18 protein-coding genes, 2 rRNA genes and 1 pseudogene are annotated in these 17,707 nt (G+C 59.8%); 14 read left to right on the forward strand and 7 right to left on the reverse strand.

Going from position 1 to position 17,707, the window contains the following annotated elements:
* From ICL81_RS10510 to ICL81_RS10525, 4 genes are all read left to right on the forward strand, one after another.
* Positions 1-120 (forward strand): 23S ribosomal RNA (locus ICL81_RS10510); the annotation flags it as partial.
* Between the two features lie 165 nt (positions 121-285).
* Positions 286-402 (forward strand): 5S ribosomal RNA (rrf, locus tag ICL81_RS10515).
* Between the two features lie 425 nt (positions 403-827).
* Complete coding sequence (locus ICL81_RS10520) at positions 828-5,066, forward strand: SpaA isopeptide-forming pilin-related protein (RefSeq protein WP_188034842.1); 4,239 nt, start codon at positions 828-830, stop codon at positions 5,064-5,066.
* A gap of 158 nt (positions 5,067-5,224) precedes the next feature.
* Positions 5,225-6,067, forward strand: a complete 843-nt coding sequence (locus ICL81_RS10525; RefSeq protein ID WP_188034843.1) for a M15 family metallopeptidase — start codon at positions 5,225-5,227, stop codon at positions 6,065-6,067.
* Positions 6,068-6,143: 76 nt separating this feature from the next.
* Here ICL81_RS10525 and ICL81_RS10530 read toward each other — a convergent pair whose 3' ends face one another.
* Positions 6,144-6,881, reverse strand: a complete 738-nt coding sequence (locus ICL81_RS10530) for a VIT family protein (protein ID WP_188034844.1) — start codon at positions 6,879-6,881, stop codon at positions 6,144-6,146.
* A 138-nt stretch (positions 6,882-7,019) separates the two neighbouring features.
* Here ICL81_RS10530 and ICL81_RS10535 point away from each other — a divergent pair, with 138 nt between their 5' ends.
* The 4 genes from ICL81_RS10535 (at position 7,020) to ICL81_RS10550 (ending at position 9,845) form a co-directional block, all read left to right on the forward strand.
* Entirely contained in the window at positions 7,020-7,763 is a 744-nt protein-coding gene (locus tag ICL81_RS10535) for a LysE family translocator (RefSeq protein WP_215394788.1), read from the forward strand.
* A gap of 140 nt (positions 7,764-7,903) precedes the next feature.
* Complete coding sequence (locus tag ICL81_RS10540) at positions 7,904-8,275, forward strand: GntR family transcriptional regulator (protein ID WP_188034846.1); 372 nt, start codon at positions 7,904-7,906, stop codon at positions 8,273-8,275.
* Positions 8,272-9,012: an ABC transporter ATP-binding protein gene (locus tag ICL81_RS10545; protein WP_223160697.1), complete on the forward strand. Its 741-nt coding sequence runs from the start codon at positions 8,272-8,274 to the stop codon at positions 9,010-9,012. Before ICL81_RS10540 ends, ICL81_RS10545 begins: the two co-directional genes overlap by 4 nt.
* A complete protein-coding gene (locus ICL81_RS10550; RefSeq protein WP_188034847.1) occupies positions 9,009-9,845 on the forward strand; it encodes a hypothetical protein in 837 nt (278 codons plus the stop codon). The genes ICL81_RS10545 and ICL81_RS10550 overlap by 4 nt, the downstream gene beginning before the upstream one ends.
* 117 nt (positions 9,846-9,962) lie before the next feature.
* On the opposite strand, the gene ICL81_RS10555 is transcribed toward ICL81_RS10550, so the two are convergent.
* Together ICL81_RS10555 and ICL81_RS10560 are read right to left on the reverse strand one after the other, a co-directional pair.
* Complete coding sequence (locus tag ICL81_RS10555) at positions 9,963-10,208, reverse strand: hypothetical protein (RefSeq protein ID WP_188034848.1); 246 nt, start codon at positions 10,206-10,208, stop codon at positions 9,963-9,965.
* On the reverse strand, positions 10,189-10,413 hold the full coding sequence (locus ICL81_RS10560; RefSeq protein ID WP_188034849.1) for a hypothetical protein: 225 nt from the start codon (positions 10,411-10,413) through the stop codon (positions 10,189-10,191). Before ICL81_RS10560 ends, ICL81_RS10555 begins: the two co-directional genes overlap by 20 nt.
* A 322-nt stretch (positions 10,414-10,735) precedes the next feature.
* Here ICL81_RS10560 and pdxS point away from each other — a divergent pair, with 322 nt between their 5' ends.
* The 5 genes and pseudogenes from pdxS to ICL81_RS10585 form a co-directional block, all read left to right on the forward strand.
* Entirely contained in the window at positions 10,736-11,620 is an 885-nt protein-coding gene (pdxS, locus tag ICL81_RS10565) for a pyridoxal 5'-phosphate synthase lyase subunit PdxS (RefSeq protein WP_188034850.1), read from the forward strand.
* Between the two features lie 250 nt (positions 11,621-11,870).
* Positions 11,871-12,764, forward strand: coding sequence for an ABC transporter substrate-binding protein (locus ICL81_RS10570; RefSeq protein WP_188034851.1), 894 nt, complete (start codon positions 11,871-11,873; stop codon positions 12,762-12,764).
* Positions 12,765-12,790: 26 nt separating this feature from the next.
* On the forward strand, positions 12,791-13,783 hold the full coding sequence (locus ICL81_RS10575) for an amino acid ABC transporter permease (protein ID WP_188034852.1): 993 nt from the start codon (positions 12,791-12,793) through the stop codon (positions 13,781-13,783).
* Positions 13,784-13,803: 20 nt separating this feature from the next.
* On the forward strand, positions 13,804-14,559 hold the full coding sequence (locus ICL81_RS10580) for an amino acid ABC transporter ATP-binding protein (protein ID WP_188034931.1): 756 nt from the start codon (positions 13,804-13,806) through the stop codon (positions 14,557-14,559).
* Positions 14,560-14,799: 240 nt separating this feature from the next.
* Positions 14,800-15,093: pseudogene (locus tag ICL81_RS10585) on the forward strand (YbjQ family protein); the annotation flags it as partial.
* Positions 15,094-15,162: 69 nt separating this feature from the next.
* Here the strand turns inward: ICL81_RS10585 and tagD are convergent.
* Together tagD and ICL81_RS10595 are read right to left on the reverse strand one after the other, a co-directional pair.
* Positions 15,163-15,561 (reverse strand): glycerol-3-phosphate cytidylyltransferase, encoded by a 399-nt coding sequence (gene tagD / locus ICL81_RS10590; protein ID WP_188024565.1) that lies wholly within the window; start codon positions 15,559-15,561, stop codon positions 15,163-15,165.
* Between the two features lie 77 nt (positions 15,562-15,638).
* Positions 15,639-15,857, reverse strand: coding sequence for an SCO4848 family membrane protein (locus tag ICL81_RS10595; RefSeq protein ID WP_188034853.1), 219 nt, complete (start codon positions 15,855-15,857; stop codon positions 15,639-15,641).
* Between the two features lie 382 nt (positions 15,858-16,239).
* On the opposite strand from ICL81_RS10595, the gene ICL81_RS10600 reads away from it, so the two are divergent.
* Positions 16,240-16,641, forward strand: a complete 402-nt coding sequence (locus tag ICL81_RS10600) for an acyl-CoA thioesterase (RefSeq protein ID WP_188034854.1) — start codon at positions 16,240-16,242, stop codon at positions 16,639-16,641.
* Between the two features lie 80 nt (positions 16,642-16,721).
* Here the strand turns inward: ICL81_RS10600 and ICL81_RS10605 are convergent, their stop codons facing one another.
* Both ICL81_RS10605 and ICL81_RS10610 read right to left on the reverse strand, forming a co-directional pair.
* Positions 16,722-17,207 (reverse strand): GNAT family N-acetyltransferase, encoded by a 486-nt coding sequence (locus ICL81_RS10605; protein ID WP_188034855.1) that lies wholly within the window; start codon positions 17,205-17,207, stop codon positions 16,722-16,724.
* Positions 17,204-17,500: a cupin domain-containing protein gene (locus ICL81_RS10610; protein ID WP_188024559.1), complete on the reverse strand. Its 297-nt coding sequence runs from the start codon at positions 17,498-17,500 to the stop codon at positions 17,204-17,206. The genes ICL81_RS10605 and ICL81_RS10610 overlap by 4 nt, the downstream gene beginning before the upstream one ends.
* Positions 17,501-17,707: the final 207 nt, after the last annotated feature.

Here is a 17,707-nt window from a genome sequence, read left to right on the forward strand (position 1 = left end):
GAGATCTCCGTAGACTTCGGTCTGTGAGGCTCCCAGTAGATGACTGGGTTGATAGGCCAGATGTGGAAGCGCGGTAACGTGTGGAGCTGACTGGTACTAATAAGCCGATGACTTGATATTCTCCCTCATTGAGTTGAGGGGCATGGATTTCGGGATTCTTAAACGATATTGTTCGCGTTCACTTTGTGGTTCTTGATGTACGAGAAGCCACGCCGGTAAGCATTACCGATTCGCCTGTGACAGGGTTGAAACGGTATTCTGGTGTGGTTGATATGTGTATAGAGTTACGGTGGTTATAGCGTCAGGGAAACGCCCGGTTACATTCCGAACCCGGAAGCTAAGACTGACAGCGCCGATGGTACTGCACTCGGGAGGGTGTGGGAGAGTAGGTCACCGCCGGACACCTTTTGGTGGGTGAGAGGGGAACACTGTTTCAGCAATGAGTGCTGGGGCGGGGTTTCCCTTTCACTGTTTTTGGGGGGTTCGTTCCTCTGGTTTCTTCCTTTTTTGGGGGAGGGGCTAGAGGGGCGGGCCCCCCCCTTTTTTTGTACCCAAAACCGGGCAAGGCTCCTATCTCCAATAGTGGTGCTCGGGCAAAACGCCTGTTCGGGACATAGCGGTGATTGCGGGAGAGCATCTTCCGTGAAAGGTTTCCCTTTTGAGTTTTGATTGACACTTGTGCATTTTCTATGCGCGTGAAACAATTGAATGAACATTGTGCGCTCTGTGGGGACAGGCGCACGCTCTGGACGCAGACAACTCTGTGTCCTTCACGCGAGGCCGCGACATAGTTCGCGGTCTTTTTTCGTTTCTAGGGGGGAACGACGATGTCTGAGTACATCAAGCCGCGCCTTGGCGCGCGCTTTTTCGTGCCGCTGTTAGCAGGTTTGCTCACAGCACTACTCGCGTTTGCTGGCTTTGCTTCGCCCGCAAACGCTGCTGAGGATGCAGAAGGCCCAGCCGCTTCGAGTGGAACTGGTTCGCTGACGCTTATCGGCTTCGGCTCAACCGGCGGCTCGCATGATAACAAGCCCACCTTTGTTGAGGGATCTAGCTACAAGTTCAAGTTGGGCTACGACGACATCTCGGCTGGTGAAGTCATGACCTTTGCTCCGCCCGAGGGGATGGCTATCTCGCCGGACTCCTTGAAGGTGCCAGAGGGCAATGACGCAATCAAGGAGCTCGAGCTCCTCGCAGACGGTAGCGTGCGTATTACGTTCGCTGATGAGATTGATCCAGACTTCGCACAGGGCGTCCTTGAATTTGAGTTCATCGTCAGCGAGCGTATTGATTCCGAGGTGGCTGAGGTCAACTGGGTACTGAACGGTACACCCACTTCAAAGGTCACGATCGTCTTCCTGGAGCAGGATGATGAGCCCGGCTTCATTAAGGAGTCCCGCGCAAAGTCTGCAAACAGTGGCACGTGGAATCCCGGTGTTTCAGTGGAGTTCGATCCCTCGGATAAGGATCGCGAGCACGGCAAGGTTGTGCTCGGTAAGGGCGCTGCGACCAGTACCGTCACGTACACGTACACCGTGAAGACTGAAGCAGGCGGCGAGATCACTTTTGAAGACTCGCTTGGCGATGCTGATTTCGCTTTCGATGGTCAGCTCTCGATGTCAGGCACCACTCGTGACGAGGACGGCCTGAATATGAAGGACATTCCAGCGTCGGATGTCCTCGCTATTCAGGGGCAGAAGTTCACCCACACCTTCACCGCGGCTCCTAACTCGGTTTACGTCTTCACCTACACAGTAAAGATCGCCGATGCCGCGGCTCTCGCTCGTGTCCAGGAACGGCTGCAGAAGGCGTACGATGACAACATCGACGGCGTAGACGGCGGTACCTTTAAGTTCCCGTTGGCAAACACGGTGACCGAGGGTTCTAAGACGACCGGTAGCGCAACGGTTCAGGTGCAGGGTTCACTCGGTCGCATGCCCGGCCCCGGTTACGGCGAAGCGTTTACGAAGGCAGTCGATAAGACATCAGAAACGTTTAAGACTGTTGACGAATATCTGAAGTCCGGTGATCCGCTTCCCCAGTCGATTCCACTGAACTACACACTCACGGCAGACTTGACCAAGTTCAAGGATTTTGCAGATGGCGCACTCGCGCTGAAGCGCAACGTTGTCATGACCGATACGCTTCCTGCCTCGGCGGAATGGCTTGCGGCTGACGAGGACTTCCTGCAGCTCACCGACGGTACAAATACTGTCACACTGCAGCCTGCTGACCCCACAGAAGTCTCGAAGGCTGACTTTGCGAAGGACGAGTATGCCCTTCACTACCGTCTTGAGGGGCAGGTGCTGCAGGTCAACTTCGGCAAGGATGTGACCAAGAACTACACGCTCAAGGTCAAGGCACAGCTGAACAATGTGCCTGAAATTGCCAACAACCCGACCCACTACGATCAGACTTTCATTCTGAAGAACCGTGCGGTATTTGAGCACAGCACGCGCCCGACCATCGGCACGACCAACCCTGAAGCGAATACGAGCATCAAGGTAAACGTCGACACCACCGATGGCGTAAACGACGACAAGATGTTCTCGAAGACTGCGTCGGCAAATGAGATCAAGGCTAAGCCTGGTCAGTCGATCAAGGTGAACTACGGCTTTGAGATTGGTCGCGACTTTGCGTCCACCGGTCAGAACCTTCCTGACGCCTCACAGTCGCGAATCATCGATCATGTTGATCACAGCGTGTTCAACGTGTCGGACGTAACGATTCCTGCGATCAAGGATTCGATCAAGGGCACCTACGGCCCCAACGGCCAGGTTGCGCTGAACGGTTCGCACTTCGATCTTTCGCTTGACTCGGATGGCTACCTCGTCATCGCTCCGAACGCTGAGTTCGCGGCCGCGGTCAAGGCGAAGCTCCCCGCGGATACGTTCCAGTCAAAGTGGAAGATTAACTTCGACCTGGCAACGCACGCCTTTGACGGCAAGGAAACGAAGCAGCTGAGCAACTCTGCTGACTACCTTGGTGAGGGCCAGGAGATCACCTTCAAGTCGAACTGGCAGGTGAGCAGCAGCTCGTACGGTGACGAGCTCTCGCTTCGCAAGCAGGTAGCGCCGAAGAACTCGAATGATTACACGAACAACCTTCGTGTTCCGATCAATGCAGATGGCTCGCTTGCAAACAACGAGTTCGTCTACCGAATTAGCCTGACTGCACATGGCAAGTACGACGAGGTGTTTAAGGACATCGTCGATACGTTGCCGGCTGGAGTTAAGTTCAAGTCCTTCGTGAACACTGACCACAACCAGGTTTCTGGTGACGGTCAGAGCATGAAGCTGATCGACTCGGACCTGAACGCTACCTATGCCGACGGCAAGGTCACAATTCAGACTGGTCCGATCAGTCGTGCTCAGAACCCGATTCTGCTCTTCAGTGTTGAAATCACTGACTTCACGAGCGCTGTTGCAATTAAGAACAAGATGGCTGGTTCGATCGCGACGATCACGCCGACCAATGGCTACCCGCTGAGTCTCCTGAAGCAGGATAGCTCGGATCCTGAGAAGGTTTTGAACGATGAAGACGCTCGCTTTGAGCTGCTCGCCGCGGATCAGTCCACGGTTCTCTTCTCGGATCTTCGCCTTGAGGATGGAGACATTCTCACTGCTGACGGTACTGCGGTAGTCGTTGACGAAAAGGACTCGACGTACTGGCTGCGTGAGACTGTCGCTCCGAAGGGCTACGTTCTCGCGAAGGACGCAGTCAAGGTTGTTGTCGATGCGACTGGCGCCTCGGAGACCGTAACGCTGTGGAACAAGCCGCTGCTTGAGCTCGACCTCAAGAAGATCGATGCGACTGATGCTGGCAAGGTCATCTCGGATGAGAACGCACGCTTCTCGCTGCTGGGTCAGGATCCTGAAGATAACACCAAGCAGGTGGAACTCTTCACGGATCTGAAGCTTGATGCGAACGGCAACATTGTTCAGGCTGATGGCACCCCCGCAACGGTAGAAGCAGTTGGCACCTATTGGATTCGTGAAGATGTGGCCCCCGAGGGATACATCCTCGAGACGACTCCTCAGAAGTTCCTCATTGACGATATTTCTGCGGATGCACCCACCGTTAAGTTCAAGAACCAGCCCAAGCTCTCGCTGAACCTGAACAAGGTTGATGTTGAGACCGGTGCCGGCATTGCGACTGACAGCCAGGCAAAGTTCACCCTTATCGGCCAGGATCCAAAGGACCCTGCAAAGAAGGTAGTACTTGGCTCGGATCTCAAGCTCGAGAACGGAAAGATCGTTACCGAGGCAGGTGCGCCGGTTGCGATTGACGCAGTGGGTACCTACTGGCTGCGTGAGGATGCGGCGCCCAAGGGCTACATCCTTGATCGTAATCTGCTTGAGTTCGTTGTTGACGACATTTCGGCTTCGCCCGAGGTGAAGTTCCCCAACAAGGCAGGCAAGACCTACGCAATTGGTGACTTTGTGTGGATCGATGCAAACAAGGATGGCAAGCAGGACGGCCCCGAGTCTGAGAACCCTGAGGAAGTCCTTCCCGGCGTTCGCGTTGACCTGTTCCAGGACGGCGAGATCATCGCTTCGACTGTGACGAACGAGAACGGCCTGTACATCTTTGACCAGCTTCCCGCTGGTGAGTACGAGGTGAAGTTCACGCTCACCGAGGAACAGCAGAAGATCTACGGTTTCACGACCGAGCGTGCTGACGGCTCAACCCACGAGAACGATTCGAACGCAAACACCGAAACCGGCTTCACCGGCAAGATCGTGCTTGATGACTCGAACACGTACCTCACTAAGGACTACCCCTTCGGTAACGTACTTGCGAGCGAGGGCATCGATCCCACCTGGGACGCTGGCGTCATTGTCCTTGACTGGGACGACAACACGTCGGAGCCGATCGATCCCGATGGTGATGGCAACACGTCGACCCCGATTGACCCGGCTCACCCCGGCACCCCGATCGTGAACTCGCTCCCCAACACCGGTGGCACTTCGCCGCTGATCTACGTTGGCCTTGCTGGTCTGCTGATCGCTGCTGGTGGCGCGCTGGCGCTCTGGCGCCGTCGTTCTGCGAAGGCTGCGATCTAACACCTACTGAGATTGGTCGCTGGCTGATCTGAGTACACAACCGAGGGGCTCATGCACTGCATGGGTCCCTCGGTTTTTTCGCGCCAAGACGCTGTTGGTTGGGGGCCAGGGCGCGGATCCGCAGCAAAATGTCGGAGGCATATGAAACGATTGCAGGGATGAATATCGAGAAGACTTGGGCAAATCATCCCGAAGTACGAGCGCGGCGGCGACGCCGGCTCAAGCTTGGTCTGGGTATCGGCGGCGGCATTGTTGTGCTGCTGGTGGTCCTAGCTGTGGTCTTCTGGCCTGCGTTGCAGGCACGGTATGCGCCTGTCGCCCCTGCGGTGACAGCGCCCGCTCCGGCTCCGAAGCCCAAACCAGCACCGGAGCCCACTCCTGAGCCAGAACCTGAGCCGGCGCCGACGTACGATGTCGATTCACCAAGCTCAATCACGGTTGTCGTGAACAAGCAGCGACCCATGAGCCCGATTGACTGGGCTCCTGATGACCTGGTGGTACCTGAGGGGATTCCCTCGGTATGGGGGCATCCGATCCGCGCCGAGGCCGCAACCGCGCTCCGCAAGATGTATGACGCGTCGGTGGCCGCTGGTGTTCCAATCACGATTACCAGCGGATACCGTGATTACGAGCTGCAGAAGGAGATCTACGATGGTCTCGTGGCGCAGGGCGGCGTCGAATTTGCCGACCAAGATACGGCTCGGCCGGGTTTCTCGGAGCACCAGACGGGTCTTGTCGTAGACCTTGAGGGTGACGAGGGTTGTGCGCTCTCGGAGTGCTTCCGCGATACCGCGACGGGTGCTTGGCTGCGTGAGAACTCGTGGCAGTACGGTTTCATTCTGCGCTACAACGAGGGTGAGCAGCCGACGGTTGGCTACACGTTCGAGCCTTGGCACTTCCGCTATGTCGGTGTTGAAGTTGCTACCGCGATGCACGAGCAGGGCGTGAAGAACCTCGAAGACTTCCTGGGGTTGCCAGCAGCCCCCACCAATCTCGACTAGCGGCGTCGCTACCGCAACAGCATGCCCCGCCACTCACACTGTGAAGGGCGGGGCATGCTGCATGTGCAGGCGGGGCCTACGAGACCGCGACGCCGAAAAGTAGACCGATGAGGTACGTTGCGAGCATTGTGGCGGATCCCATAAGGACGTTGCGCAAGATCGCCGGCCCTCGTGGCGCCTCGCCGAGCTTGGCGCTGATCCACCCCGTCAGGAATAGGCCAACGACAACAGCGACCGCGGTCGTGATGACCGAGTTGCCGAAGGGGAGCAGCACCATGATGAGCGGAATGAGCCCGCCGACGGTGAACGCAATGAATGAAGAGAACGCCGCGGCCCAGGGGCTCGTGAGCTCTTTGGGGTCAATGCCGAGTTCGACCTCGGCGTGCGCTGCGAGCGCATCGTGCGCGGTGAGTTCTTCTGCGACCTGGCGTGCGAGCTTGGCGGAGAGTCCGCGGCGACGGTACAGGCCGGTGAGTTCTGCCAATTCGGCAGCGGGTTGCTCCTCGAGTTCCTGCTTCTCCCGCTCGATCAATGCCTTTTCGGTGTCTCGCTGCGTGCTCACAGAGACATATTCGCCACCGGCCATTGAGAACGCGCCAGCGACGAGGGCGGCGACGCCCGCGGTCATGATCGCTGCGGTGTTGCCAGGCGTTGCGGCTGCCACGCCGATAACGACACCGGCGACAGAAACGATGCCGTCGTTACCGCCGAGCACGCCCGCGCGCAGCCAGTTCAGACGCTGGCCGATGCCTTCTTCTTTGTGTCGCTCATGGAGATGGTTGATTGCAGATTCGATGCTCTGGTCGTCACTCATAGTGTCATCATCGTCCGAAAACGGGGAACGCACAAGCAAGGCAAGGCTGCCATTACCTCGATGTGATGGTCTCTCCTTCCCTTGCAATGTAAGGTCAAACGGCTCGGGAGGCAGCCCGCAATCTGGCAGAATTGATAGGTGGTAGTAAGCGCGATGTCGGTAACGGCGTGGGTAACCCTGTTGGTAACATTTGCGGCAGCGGTGATTGTGCCCGGACCCGATACCTTCCTTGTGTTGAAGCTTGGTCTCCGCAGCCGCAGCGCGGCGCTGTGGGGTGCGGTCGGCATCATGACGGGCAACGCGGTGTGGACGGCGGCCTCCGTCACGGGACTCGCGGCGCTCATGCTTGCGATGCCTGCGCTGTTGCCGATTCTGCAGGTCATCGGCGCTGCAGTGCTCGGTTGGATGGGCATTCAGGGTGGTCGGTCTGCGATCCGCGCCTTGCGTGACCGTGCGCGGGTGCGCGCGAGTGATCGTGCGCGTGAACTGGTGACGACCGGGTCGGTGACTATTCCTCTGGGTGAGGCCGCGGGCGCGGATCAGCCCAGCAGCAGCCCGTCGGTCGCCGGCGAGCCTGTGGCGCATCCCATGCGGATGGGCTTCCTCACGAACATGTCGAACCCGAAGGCGCTGCTGTTCTTCACGGCGCTGTTCTCGCAGATTCTTCCTGCGGAGGCGACAACGCTTGATCGAGCGCTGGTCTTGATTGCGCTGACGATTGTTGGTCTTGCGTGGTTCGTTTCATTTGCATTGCTCACATCTTCGCGTGGGTTCCAGCGGTGGTTTGGTCGTGCGACGCCCGTCATTGATCTGTGCGCGAGCGTGGTCTTCTTGCTCGTTGCGGTCGTGGTGGTTGTGGAGTTGGTGCTCGCTCTGCTGTAGGGGTTCATACTTCTTGACCTTGTATTACTGTCGTAGTACAGTGGTACGTGTGAGGGTTGAGTGACTCTGTCGAACGTGGACGGGGGAGCGCTCCGAACCGGTCGGCACTCTCGCGTGACTTTACTCAAGGAGAATTCCCTATGCAGATCGACGATTCGCGCCCGATTTGGGCACAGCTCGTCGACGAGTTCCGGCAGCGTATTGTTGCCGGAACTTGGCCTCCAGGCGGCAAACTTCCCTCGGTGCGTGAGCTTGCGCTCGACGTCGGGGTGAACCCGAATACGGTGCAGAAAGCGCTAGCCGAGGTTGATCGCCTCGGCTTAACGGTGACTGAGCGAACTGCGGGCCGGTTCGTGTCAACGGACGCTGCCGCCATCGCTGAGGCGCGCGCTGCGCTCGCCGCAACGAAGGTGACAGATTTTGCTGCCTCGATGGCTGCGATGGGAATGACGCTTGAGCAGGCTTCCGAGCTGCTCACGCAGCTCTGGAATGACAGAGAGGACGCGTCTTGACTGACCACTCGCTTATAGACCCGCCAGGGGGAGCCGCCGCTGCCCCGGTGATTGAGGTGAATCACCTCACCAAATCTTTCCGCGCCCGCAGGGTGTTGAATGACATCAATTTGCGCATCGCACCCGGCCGTATTGTCGGCCTCATGGGTGACAACGGTGCTGGCAAGACCACACTGCTGAAGATTCTTGCGGGCGTGCTTGCAAACTGGTCCGGCGACGCGCGGATCGCGGGCAGCGTGCCCGGCCCCGCATCGAAGGCGAAGGTGTCGTTTCTTCCAGACACCTCGTTCCTCGCCCCGCATTTGCGGGCGGCCGACACCATTGCGCAGTTCGAGCGCTTCTTTGATGATTTTGACGCGGTGAAGGCGCGGTCCATGGTCGACTTCTTCGGGCTGCCATGGGACGTGACGCTGAAGAACATGTCGAAGGGCATGCGCGAAAAGGTTCAGATCGCCCTCGCGATGTCGCGCAATGCTTCCGTGTACTTGCTCGATGAGCCGATCTCTGGCGTTGACCCCGCCTCACGTGATGTCATCCTCCGCGGCATCCTGTCGAACCTGAACGACGGTTCGACGCTCCTGCTGTCGACGCACTTGATTAGTGATGTTGAAGCAATCGTTGACGATGTCATCTTCCTGCGAGCGGGGCATGTGCTGCTCGAGGGGTCTGCTGACGACCTGCGTGAAGAACACGGTCTCGGCATAGATGCGCTCTTTAGGAAGGTGTACGCAGCATGATCGGCGCACTGCTTTCTCATCATTTCCGCGCCTCAGCGCGCACCGTGTGGGCTGGTCTCGCGGCGATTCCGGCCGTGATGATCCCTGCGTTCGCCCTGTTGGCCATCAATGTTCCGGTGCTTGGCGGCATTGGCTCGGTGCTTGGGGTCATCGCAGCGGTCGCTGCCGTGCCCGCAGCGTTGGTCATGCTGGCCATTGATTACTGGCGCACCATGTACGGCCGTGAAGGCTACTTCACGATGATCATCCCGGTGCGCGGTCGCGCTCTGTACTGGACGAAGCTGCTGCATGCGCTCATCGTGAGCCTTGCTGCGACGGCGCTCACGCTCGTCGGCTTGTTCTTGTGGGTGGTGGCGAATGGCATTGCGGCGCGCGCACCGCTGGGCGAACAGCTCGCCGGATTCCGTGAATTGATACTGAGCAGTGTTGGTAGCCCGATGCTGTGGTTCCTGGTGGGGGCGCTCGCTGCGCAGCTGCTCTTCGTGCTCGTTGCTGGCGCAACGGTGCTCTCGGTTGGGGCTGAGGAGAGATTCTCCAGTCTTGGCGGGGGAGCGCCCATCATCTTGGGAGTTGCGCTGTACTTCTTCATGCAGGTGCTCAGCGTGCTCGCGATGATGTTCGTGCCGCTCGGCCTGCAGGTCACTGGCGCTGACGCGGGCAGCATCGTTTGGAACGGTATGCTCTCCGAAATTGTGGAAGCCGTTCGTCTGGGACCTGAGGCTCCTGAGCAAACCATGATTGGCATTGGCTTCTTGCCGCTGCTCGTTGTGGTGGGCGCGCTACTTGCTTGGAAGGGCGTGCACTCGATCGAGCGACGCACCTCGCTCCGCTAACCGTGGAGATTGTCGCTCTGGGTGAGCGGCTGCCTTGAAGGCCCGCGTGGTTCTGACCGATTCCGGTTGGCGGCTACGCGGGCCTTTCTATGTTGGTGGGTCTTCGACGCGTCGGGGCTAGCGAGGTGTTTGTTCGTCGGCGCTCTGGCGAGCGCGCAGTGCTGCCAGCAGATCTTTTGCAAGCAAAGCGGTGGCGTAGGCAAACCCAAGGAAGGCGAAGAGATTGAGAATGACAAATATCTGATCGCTCGTGTGCGTCATCGACCACAGCGCAATTGCAGCCCAGATGGCAGCAAACGCTACTTGGAATGCGAGAAACAGCAGCGCAGCCCGCGGTGGAGTGTCAGCAGAGGAAGTTTCCATCGTTGTCCTTTGGCTCGTTGTTCAGTAACCCGGAATACGCGATCCATGCGCTGCCTGCTGCCCATGGCGAAATCGCGGTGGCTGCGAGCGCGCCCCAGAACCCGCCAACCACCCGGCCAGCTTGAGCCCAGCAGCGGCCACCGGAGTCGGAGTGGTTCGCGGGCGCTTCGGCCGCGACGAGAGTTTCAGGCTGTTGGCTTGGCATCGTCGCCAAACACAACAAACAGGCCAACGCGAGAATTGTGAGAACGGATCTTGCGGTTGAGGACATCAAGCGGCCTTTCTCTTGAGTGGCGCGTGCCTCGAGAGTATGACCGAGCTCGCCACGGTTACGAAACTGACGAGGAATGACAAGAATCTGCGGCAGTGTGGACCGATCCGCCCACTTTCCCTGGCCCAACGCGCGCTCGCGCGAGCCTAGGCCCAGACGCTCCGATGAGCCAAAGCGCACCCGCCACAGCCGGGAACTGGTCTACTTGGTTTTGCGAAACAAGGTCTATGTGGTGAACCAGTGTCACGCTGGGGACATGACTGAAAACAAGAATCTTTCCGCAAAGCTCGACGTCGCTACCTCGCTCAAGGGCGGCGTTATCATGGACGTCGTCGACGCAGAGCAGGCCCGCATCGCTGCGGCTGCAGGCGCCGTCGCTGTGATGGCGCTCGAGCGCGTTCCCGCAGACATTCGTGCCGAGGGCGGCGTTGCCCGCATGAGCGATCCCGATCTTATTGCAGGCATCCAGGCCGTCGTCGACATCCCCGTGATGGCAAAGGCTCGCATCGGTCACTTCGTCGAAGCGCAGGTGCTCGAGTCGCTCGGCATCGATTTCATCGACGAGTCCGAGGTCCTCTCGCCCGCCGATTACGTGAACCACATCGACAAGCGCGGATTCACTGCTCCCTTTGTTTGTGGCGCCACGAACCTGGGTGAGGCGCTCCGCCGCGTGACCGAGGGTGCGGCCATGATCCGCTCAAAGGGCGAGGCTGGCACCGGGGACGTGTCTGAAGCGACCAAGCACATCCGCACGATCAAGTCGGAGATCGCGGCCCTCACCCGCCTGCAGGAAGACGAGTTGTACGTTGCGGCTAAGGAGCTCCAGGCGCCTTACGAGCTCGTCGTCGAGGTCGCGCGTACCGGGAAGCTCCCCGTCACGCTCTTCACCGCTGGCGGCGTCGCAACCCCAGCTGACGCAGCGATGATGATGCAGCTCGGTGCTGACGGTGTCTTCGTCGGCTCGGGCATCTTCAAGTCGGGCAACCCCGAGAAGCGTGCCGCCGCGATCGTCCGCGCGGTGGCGAATTACAACAATCCCGACGTCATTGCTGAGGTCTCGCGCGGTTTGGGCGAGGCCATGGTGGGTATCAATGTGGCGGATCTTCCCGCGCCGCACCGCCTCGCCGAGCGTGGTTGGTAGGCGCTGAGCGATCCGCCCCCCCATATGTGCGCTGGCCACGAAAGTGAATCGTGGCCAGCGCACATTGTTTGGAGGATTCCGACGAGAGGTCGCGGCGTGGGGAAACAGAACGACAACAATTGCAGCTCAACTTCGTAGTGAGCACCCAAAACCTGGGTAGTGTTACTTTCCGATACAGGCGAACGGGCACTTCGACCAGTTCGAGCCCCGTCGCCGCACTTGAATACGTTTTGTCACAACGGAGAAATCAATGAAGATTCGTTATGTAATTCCTGCGCTCGCCGCAGCAGCAGCGCTCACCCTTACCGGCTGTGTGAATAACGCAGAGAAGGAATCCGAGGGCACGACCGAGAGCTCTGGCGTTGAGATCAAGGTTGACGAGGCAGCGGCTGCGCTGCTTCCCAAGGAGATCCGCGACTCGGGCGTCTTCCTCATCGGCACCGACGCCGAGTACCCGCCCAACGAGTACAAGGATCCGAACGGCAAGCCTATCGGCTGGGGCGTAGAGCTCGCAGAAGCCGTATCGGCCAAGCTCGGCCTAGAACCCGAGTGGGAGATTCTGCCCTTCGACAGCATCCTGCCCCGCATCGAGGAAGGCACCCTGAACATGGGTTCCTCATCGTTCACCGATAACGTCGAGCGCCAGAAGGTTGTTGACTTCGTCAACTTCCTCGACGCTGGTAGCCAGTGGGTTGCACAGCCCGGCAGCGATATCGATCCCGATAATGCGTGTGGCCTGACCGTCGCCGTGCAGACCGGTACCGTGCAGCACACCGACGAGCTCCCCGCTCGCAACGAGGAATGCAAGGCAGCTGGCAAGCCTGAGATTATCGTTCTCCCTGCTGCAGCGCAGTCTGAGGTGACCAACGCTGTGGTCAACGGCAAGGCAGACGCATTCTCGGCTGACTCGCCCGTTGCTGGCGCAGCTGTCGCAAAGCTCGGTGATGAGCTTGAGCTCGTTGGCGACATCTTCGACGGCGCTCCCTACGGCTTCGCCGTGCAGAAGGGCAGCGATACGACCAAGGCTGTGAACGCTGCGCTGCAGTCGCTCATGGACGATGGCTCGTACGAGAAGATCCTCAAGGCCGCTGGTGTTGACGCCGGCGCTCTCGACGCCGCGACCATTAACGCTGGCAAGGAGTAGTCGGACACCTTCGGCTCAAGGTAATCATGTCTGAGAATCAGACTCACGCGGTGTCGAAGCCGATCGAAGCGGTTCGGCTTCGACACCCCGGCCGAACGGTCCTCGCGGTCGTTCTGCTCGCCTGCGTGGCGTTGTTTGTGTACGACGCCGCCGTCAATCGTCCGGTCTATTCGTGGGACATCGTTGGTCAGTACCTCTTCGACCAGCGTGTGATTTCTGCGATCGGCTATACGATCCAGCTCACCGTCTACTCGATGATCATCGCGATCATTTTGGGTATTACCCTCGCGGTGATGCGCCTGTCAGACAACCCCATCGTGCGCGGCATTGCTTGGGTGTATCTGTGGATCTTCCGCGGTACACCGGTCTACGTTCAGCTCACGTTCTGGGGCCTTATCGCGACGATCTACAAGACGATCGACATTGGCATCCCGTTCACCGATCCGTGGCTGTCACTCAACACCAAGGATCTGCTGTCCTTCTTCGTGCTCGCAGTCATCGGCCTTGCACTCAACGAGGCGGCTTACATGGCGGAGATCGTTCGTTCTGGCCTCCTCGCCGTCGACAAGGGCCAGGAGGAAGCATCGGTCGCACTCGGCCTCGGTTGGTGGCACACGATGACCCGCGTGATCCTCCCACAGGCGATGCGCGTCATCATCCCGCCGACGGGCAATGAAGTCATCTCGATGCTGAAAACTACATCGCTCGTCACGGCTGTTCCGTTCACGCTTGAGCTCTACACGCGCACGCGTGACATCGCAGCGGTGACTTACAAGCCGGTGCCGATGCTGATCGTTGCATCGATCTGGTACCTCGTGATCACCTCGGTGCTCATGGTGGGCCAGTACTACCTGGAGCGCCACTTCGGGAAGGGCCTCGGCAAGCGACCAGACGTCATGAAGCCGTCGCTCGCTACCGGGGTGCTCGAGGTCATGGGCGATGTGCCTGAGGCTGCCGCGAAGCGGGATCCGCGCCCCGAACAACGGCCAACTGATGCAGGAAGCGGGGTGGCGCAGTGAGTGCCAACAACTCAATTCCCATGGTGCGTGCCGAGGCTGTATCAAAGTCGTACGGCTCGAACCTCGTGCTGAAGTCGATCTCACTCGAAGTGCAGCGCGGCGAGGTGCTCTGCCTCGTCGGCCCTTCTGGGTCGGGGAAGTCGACGTTCTTGCGCTGCATCAACCACCTCGAAACGGTGACCGCTGGTCGCCTCGAGGTGGAAGGCGAGGTCGTCGGCTACCGCGAGAAGGCGGGCAAGCTGTATGAGATGCATCCGCGGGAAGCCGCGAAGCAGCGCCGTGACATTGGCATGGTGTTTCAGCGGTTCAACCTGTTCCCGCACCTCACCGCGCTCGAGAACATCATGCTGGCGCCTGGCTTGCTCCGGAAGGGTGGCAGCAAGGCGCAGCTGAAGGCGCGGGCAATGGAGCTGCTCGCACGAGTAGGCCTGGCAGACCGCTACGACTACTACCCGGCGCACCTTTCAGGTGGTCAGCAGCAGCGCGTCGCCATCGCGCGTGCGCTCGCCATGGAACCGAAGCTCATGCTGTTTGATGAGCCGACGTCTGCGCTCGATCCCGAGCTCGTCGGCGAGGTACTCGACGTCATGAAGGGCCTTGCTGAGAGCGGCATGACGATGATCGTGGTCACCCACGAAATGGGATTCGCTCGCGAGGTCGCCGACAAGCTCGTCTTCATGGATGGCGGCGTCGTCGTTGAGGAAGGCGATCCGGTGCAGGTGCTCACGAACCCGCAGCGGGAGCGCACCAAGGCGTTCCTGTCGAAGGTGCTGTAGGTCGCTGGTCGCTGCTCGCTGCCCGCTGCCCGCTGCGCTCAACCCCGCGAGATAGACACTTTCTGCCGAAACTCCTAGTTTCATTCGCATGAAAGCCCTCGTTTCGAGAGAAACGGTCTATCTCGCGGGGTTGCGTGCGTTGTGGCACGGGAAGCGCCAAAGTGAGATCGTCGTAGAGCCGGCATAGCGACCGCAGGTACTGTTAAACACAAAGAAAACCCCGCGAGGAGAGTCACAGCTATGTTTGTTGTCACTACCAATGAAGTTCCCGGATACCGCGTCACCCAGGTCATGGGCGAAGTCATGGGTCTCACCGTGCGTTCGGCGAACTTCGGCCAGAACTTCACGGCAGGCTTCCGCTCGCTCGGCGGCGGCGAGATGCCCGAATACACCAAGGTGATCTACGAATCGCGTTGGGAAGTCATGAACCGCATGTGGGCTGAGGCCCAGGGCCGTGGCGCCAATGCCGTTATTGCGATGCGCTTCGACTCAGGCTCGATCGGTAACTTCACCGAGTTTTGCGCGTACGGCACCGCGGTTGTCATCGAGCCGATCCCCGGATACCACGGCGAAACCCAGCAGCCCCTACTGTTGCGTGAGGATTTAGGCGTTGACGCCGAGATCCTTCTTGATCTTGGTCGTCGAGACGCCCTCGGTGCGATCGAGGTAGATAACCTCGCAGTAGTCCTTGAGGATCTCGAAGCGGGGATCGCCTTCCCAGTCGCCACCCATGACGACGGTATCGATCTCATACTTCTTGACGTCGTTGATCTTCTGATCCCAGTCGGTCTCAGGAATGACGAGGTCGACGTAGCGAACAGCTTCGAGCATGTTCTTGCGGGTGTCGAAGTCGTGGTAGGTCTTCTTGCCCTTGCCGGCGTTGAACTCTTCGGTCGACGCGGCAACGACAAGGTAGTCGCCGAGCTGACGAGCGCGGCGGAGCAGGCGGATGTGACCCCAGTGCAGGAGGTCAAATGTGCCGTAGGTAAGAATTCGCTTCACGATATCTATCCTATGCGTGGCCGCTGAATGACGGCAGAGTAAGCGGTAGACGAATGAGCGGCAAAAGAATCTGGCTGTTAGCCGATGAAGAACATCAGCACGCCAGCGACAGCTGATACGGCCGCGATGACGAGCGCGATCGAGATGAGCACGCGGTGCACCGTGTAGAACTTCGTGGGGCGACCTGCTTCATCGCGGGCGCGCGGATCGGCAGCAACGCGCTTCCAGAACTGGGGCCATACAACGAAGTTGTAGACGGCGTTAACGAGTAGCAAGATACCAGCGAGAATCGACACGTTGCCAGGGTATCCGGTTGGGCTGGGTGAGTGCCGGTTTTGGCCGCCAACCCCGCCGCTGAGCTAGCCAACCCAGCGAGAAGGTGTGTTTCTCTCGAAATTGGGTGTTTCATGCGTATGAAAGGGCTGGTTTCGGGAGAAAGGGGGAGTTTCGCGGGGTTGGGTGGCGCGCAGCGGGTGAATGACGCGGGCTGGCGGGTAACGCGGCTCATCGCGGGTACTGCCGGGGAGAGAAACGGGCCGGCCTGCGGCCGGGCGGCCCTATTTCACTCAATCTGGGCGGCGGCGGGGTGGACGCTGTGTGCGACCGCGGCGTGAACGCAGCTTGGGCAGTGCCTGAGCTGAGCGTCAGACGGCATATAGCCAGCGGTACACTTGCGCCATGAGTGACGCGCGAATTCTTGTCCGTAAGTGGGTCAAGCCCGAAGACCTGAATCAGCACGGCAGCCTGTTCGGCGGGCGTCTGCTCCACTGGGTTGATGAAGAGGCTGCGATCATCGCGACCATGCAGCTCGGCACGATCAACGTCGTCACCCGCTATGTATCTGAGATTGCGTTCGTTTCGACCGCTGCCCGCGGTGACCTGCTCGTACTCGAGTACTCCGTGAAGGAGTTCGGTCGCACCTCGCTCACCATGAGCTGCCGCGTCGAGAACGCCGTCACCGGTCAGGAAGTGCTCACGCTCGACCGCATCGTATTCGTCGCGGTCGACGCCGAGGGCAAGAGCTGGCCGCACGGCCAGACGGAGCCAACGGTCGCGACGGAGCGCCTTCGCCAGGAGTAGGGCGGGACGGCGAAGGGGCCGGACGAGAGCGCGGATCCGCGCCCACCGACCGACCCCCCCCGGTATCAGCAGGAAGCGACCTACGCCGAAGCGCCGGGAAGCGCCGCCGGCTGCATGTCGTAGGTGTCGAAGGGCACGCGCGCCGCAAGGCTGTCGTAGAGACGCTTGGCGGTGGCGTTGTCTTCGGCGGTGATCCAGCGGACGAGGGCTGCGCCTTCGCGACGGGCGATCCGCGCCAATTCATCGAGGATCTGCGTTGCCGCACCCTTGCCGCGTGCGGCGGGCGAGGTGAACAGGTCGTCGAGGAACAGCGCAGTCACGCCATCGAGCGGGCGCGCGAAGGTGCGGAAGTGGCCGAGGCCGACGAGTTCGCCGTCGAGTTCGGCGACGAGTCCGCGGACTTCATGTGCGGGGTCTTCCAGCCAACCCCACACCGTCTCATAGACCTCTGGGTTGTGCTCCTTCTTGTAGAAGTCGCGGTAGCCGCGGTACAGCGCGGCCCAGCCAGCCTGATCGGCAGCAGTGACCGGGCGGATGATGAGGGTAGATGCGGTCGACTCGCTCATGCCAAGCGCTCAACTTCGACGAACACGACTGTGGTGTCGGTGCTGCGGTTCTCGATGCGGTGCTCGGCGCCAGCTGCGCGGGTGTAGCTCTGGCCCGAAACGAGATTCGCGACGATCTCGGTGCCGTCAGAGTTGAGCACGTGCATGGTGCCGGTCATCATCGGAACGACAACGTAGTCGTAGTGGTGCGGGTGCATGGGGATCGCGCCGCCGGGCTCGATAACCCACTCGGTCGCGCGCAGCACCTCGGTCTCGAGCTGAACGGTGCCGGTGGAGCCTGAATTTTGCGTCATTGAAATGTCCTTCTGCGTTGAAAGTTTTGGGCTGCCGCCAGCGTATCCCGCGGATCACGCGCGAGCGATAGGCGTTTTGGACGATTTTCACGATGATTTTGTCCATTCCGTCGCGTGTTTTGCGTAACGCCGTGTGCGTTACCAATTTGTTCGCGATGCTTCTGCCACAAATTGCCTGAACTGGTACAGAATGGGAACAACTGCGGG

It is taken from the genome of Leucobacter sp. cx-328 (genome assembly GCF_014530035.1).
Lineage (GTDB): Bacteria > Actinomycetota > Actinomycetes > Actinomycetales > Microbacteriaceae > Leucobacter.

Excerpts from the sequence above, each read along its gene's own strand:
- ICL81_RS10580 (WP_188034931.1), top strand. The coding sequence starts at position 13,804 with ATGGTGCGTGCCGAGGCTGTATCAAAGTCGTACGGCTCGAACCTCGTG.
- ICL81_RS10605 (WP_188034855.1), bottom strand. The coding sequence starts at position 17,207 with ATGAGCGAGTCGACCGCATCTACCCTCATCATCCGCCCGGTCACTGCT.
- ICL81_RS10525 (WP_188034843.1), top strand. The coding sequence starts at position 5,225 with ATGAATATCGAGAAGACTTGGGCAAATCATCCCGAAGTACGAGCGCGG.
- ICL81_RS10555 (WP_188034848.1), bottom strand. The coding sequence starts at position 10,208 with ATGGAAACTTCCTCTGCTGACACTCCACCGCGGGCTGCGCTGCTGTTT.
- ICL81_RS10575 (WP_188034852.1), top strand. The coding sequence starts at position 12,791 with ATGTCTGAGAATCAGACTCACGCGGTGTCGAAGCCGATCGAAGCGGTT.
- ICL81_RS10560 (WP_188034849.1), bottom strand. The coding sequence starts at position 10,413 with ATGCCAAGCCAACAGCCTGAAACTCTCGTCGCGGCCGAAGCGCCCGCG.
- ICL81_RS10600 (WP_188034854.1), top strand. The coding sequence starts at position 16,240 with ATGAGTGACGCGCGAATTCTTGTCCGTAAGTGGGTCAAGCCCGAAGAC.
- ICL81_RS10530 (WP_188034844.1), bottom strand. The coding sequence starts at position 6,881 with ATGAGTGACGACCAGAGCATCGAATCTGCAATCAACCATCTCCATGAG.
- ICL81_RS10540 (WP_188034846.1), top strand. The coding sequence starts at position 7,904 with ATGCAGATCGACGATTCGCGCCCGATTTGGGCACAGCTCGTCGACGAG.
- ICL81_RS10550 (WP_188034847.1), top strand. The coding sequence starts at position 9,009 with ATGATCGGCGCACTGCTTTCTCATCATTTCCGCGCCTCAGCGCGCACC.
- ICL81_RS10520 (WP_188034842.1), top strand. The coding sequence starts at position 828 with ATGTCTGAGTACATCAAGCCGCGCCTTGGCGCGCGCTTTTTCGTGCCG.
- ICL81_RS10570 (WP_188034851.1), top strand. The coding sequence starts at position 11,871 with ATGAAGATTCGTTATGTAATTCCTGCGCTCGCCGCAGCAGCAGCGCTC.
- ICL81_RS10610 (WP_188024559.1), bottom strand. The coding sequence starts at position 17,500 with ATGACGCAAAATTCAGGCTCCACCGGCACCGTTCAGCTCGAGACCGAG.
- pdxS (WP_188034850.1), top strand. The coding sequence starts at position 10,736 with ATGACTGAAAACAAGAATCTTTCCGCAAAGCTCGACGTCGCTACCTCG.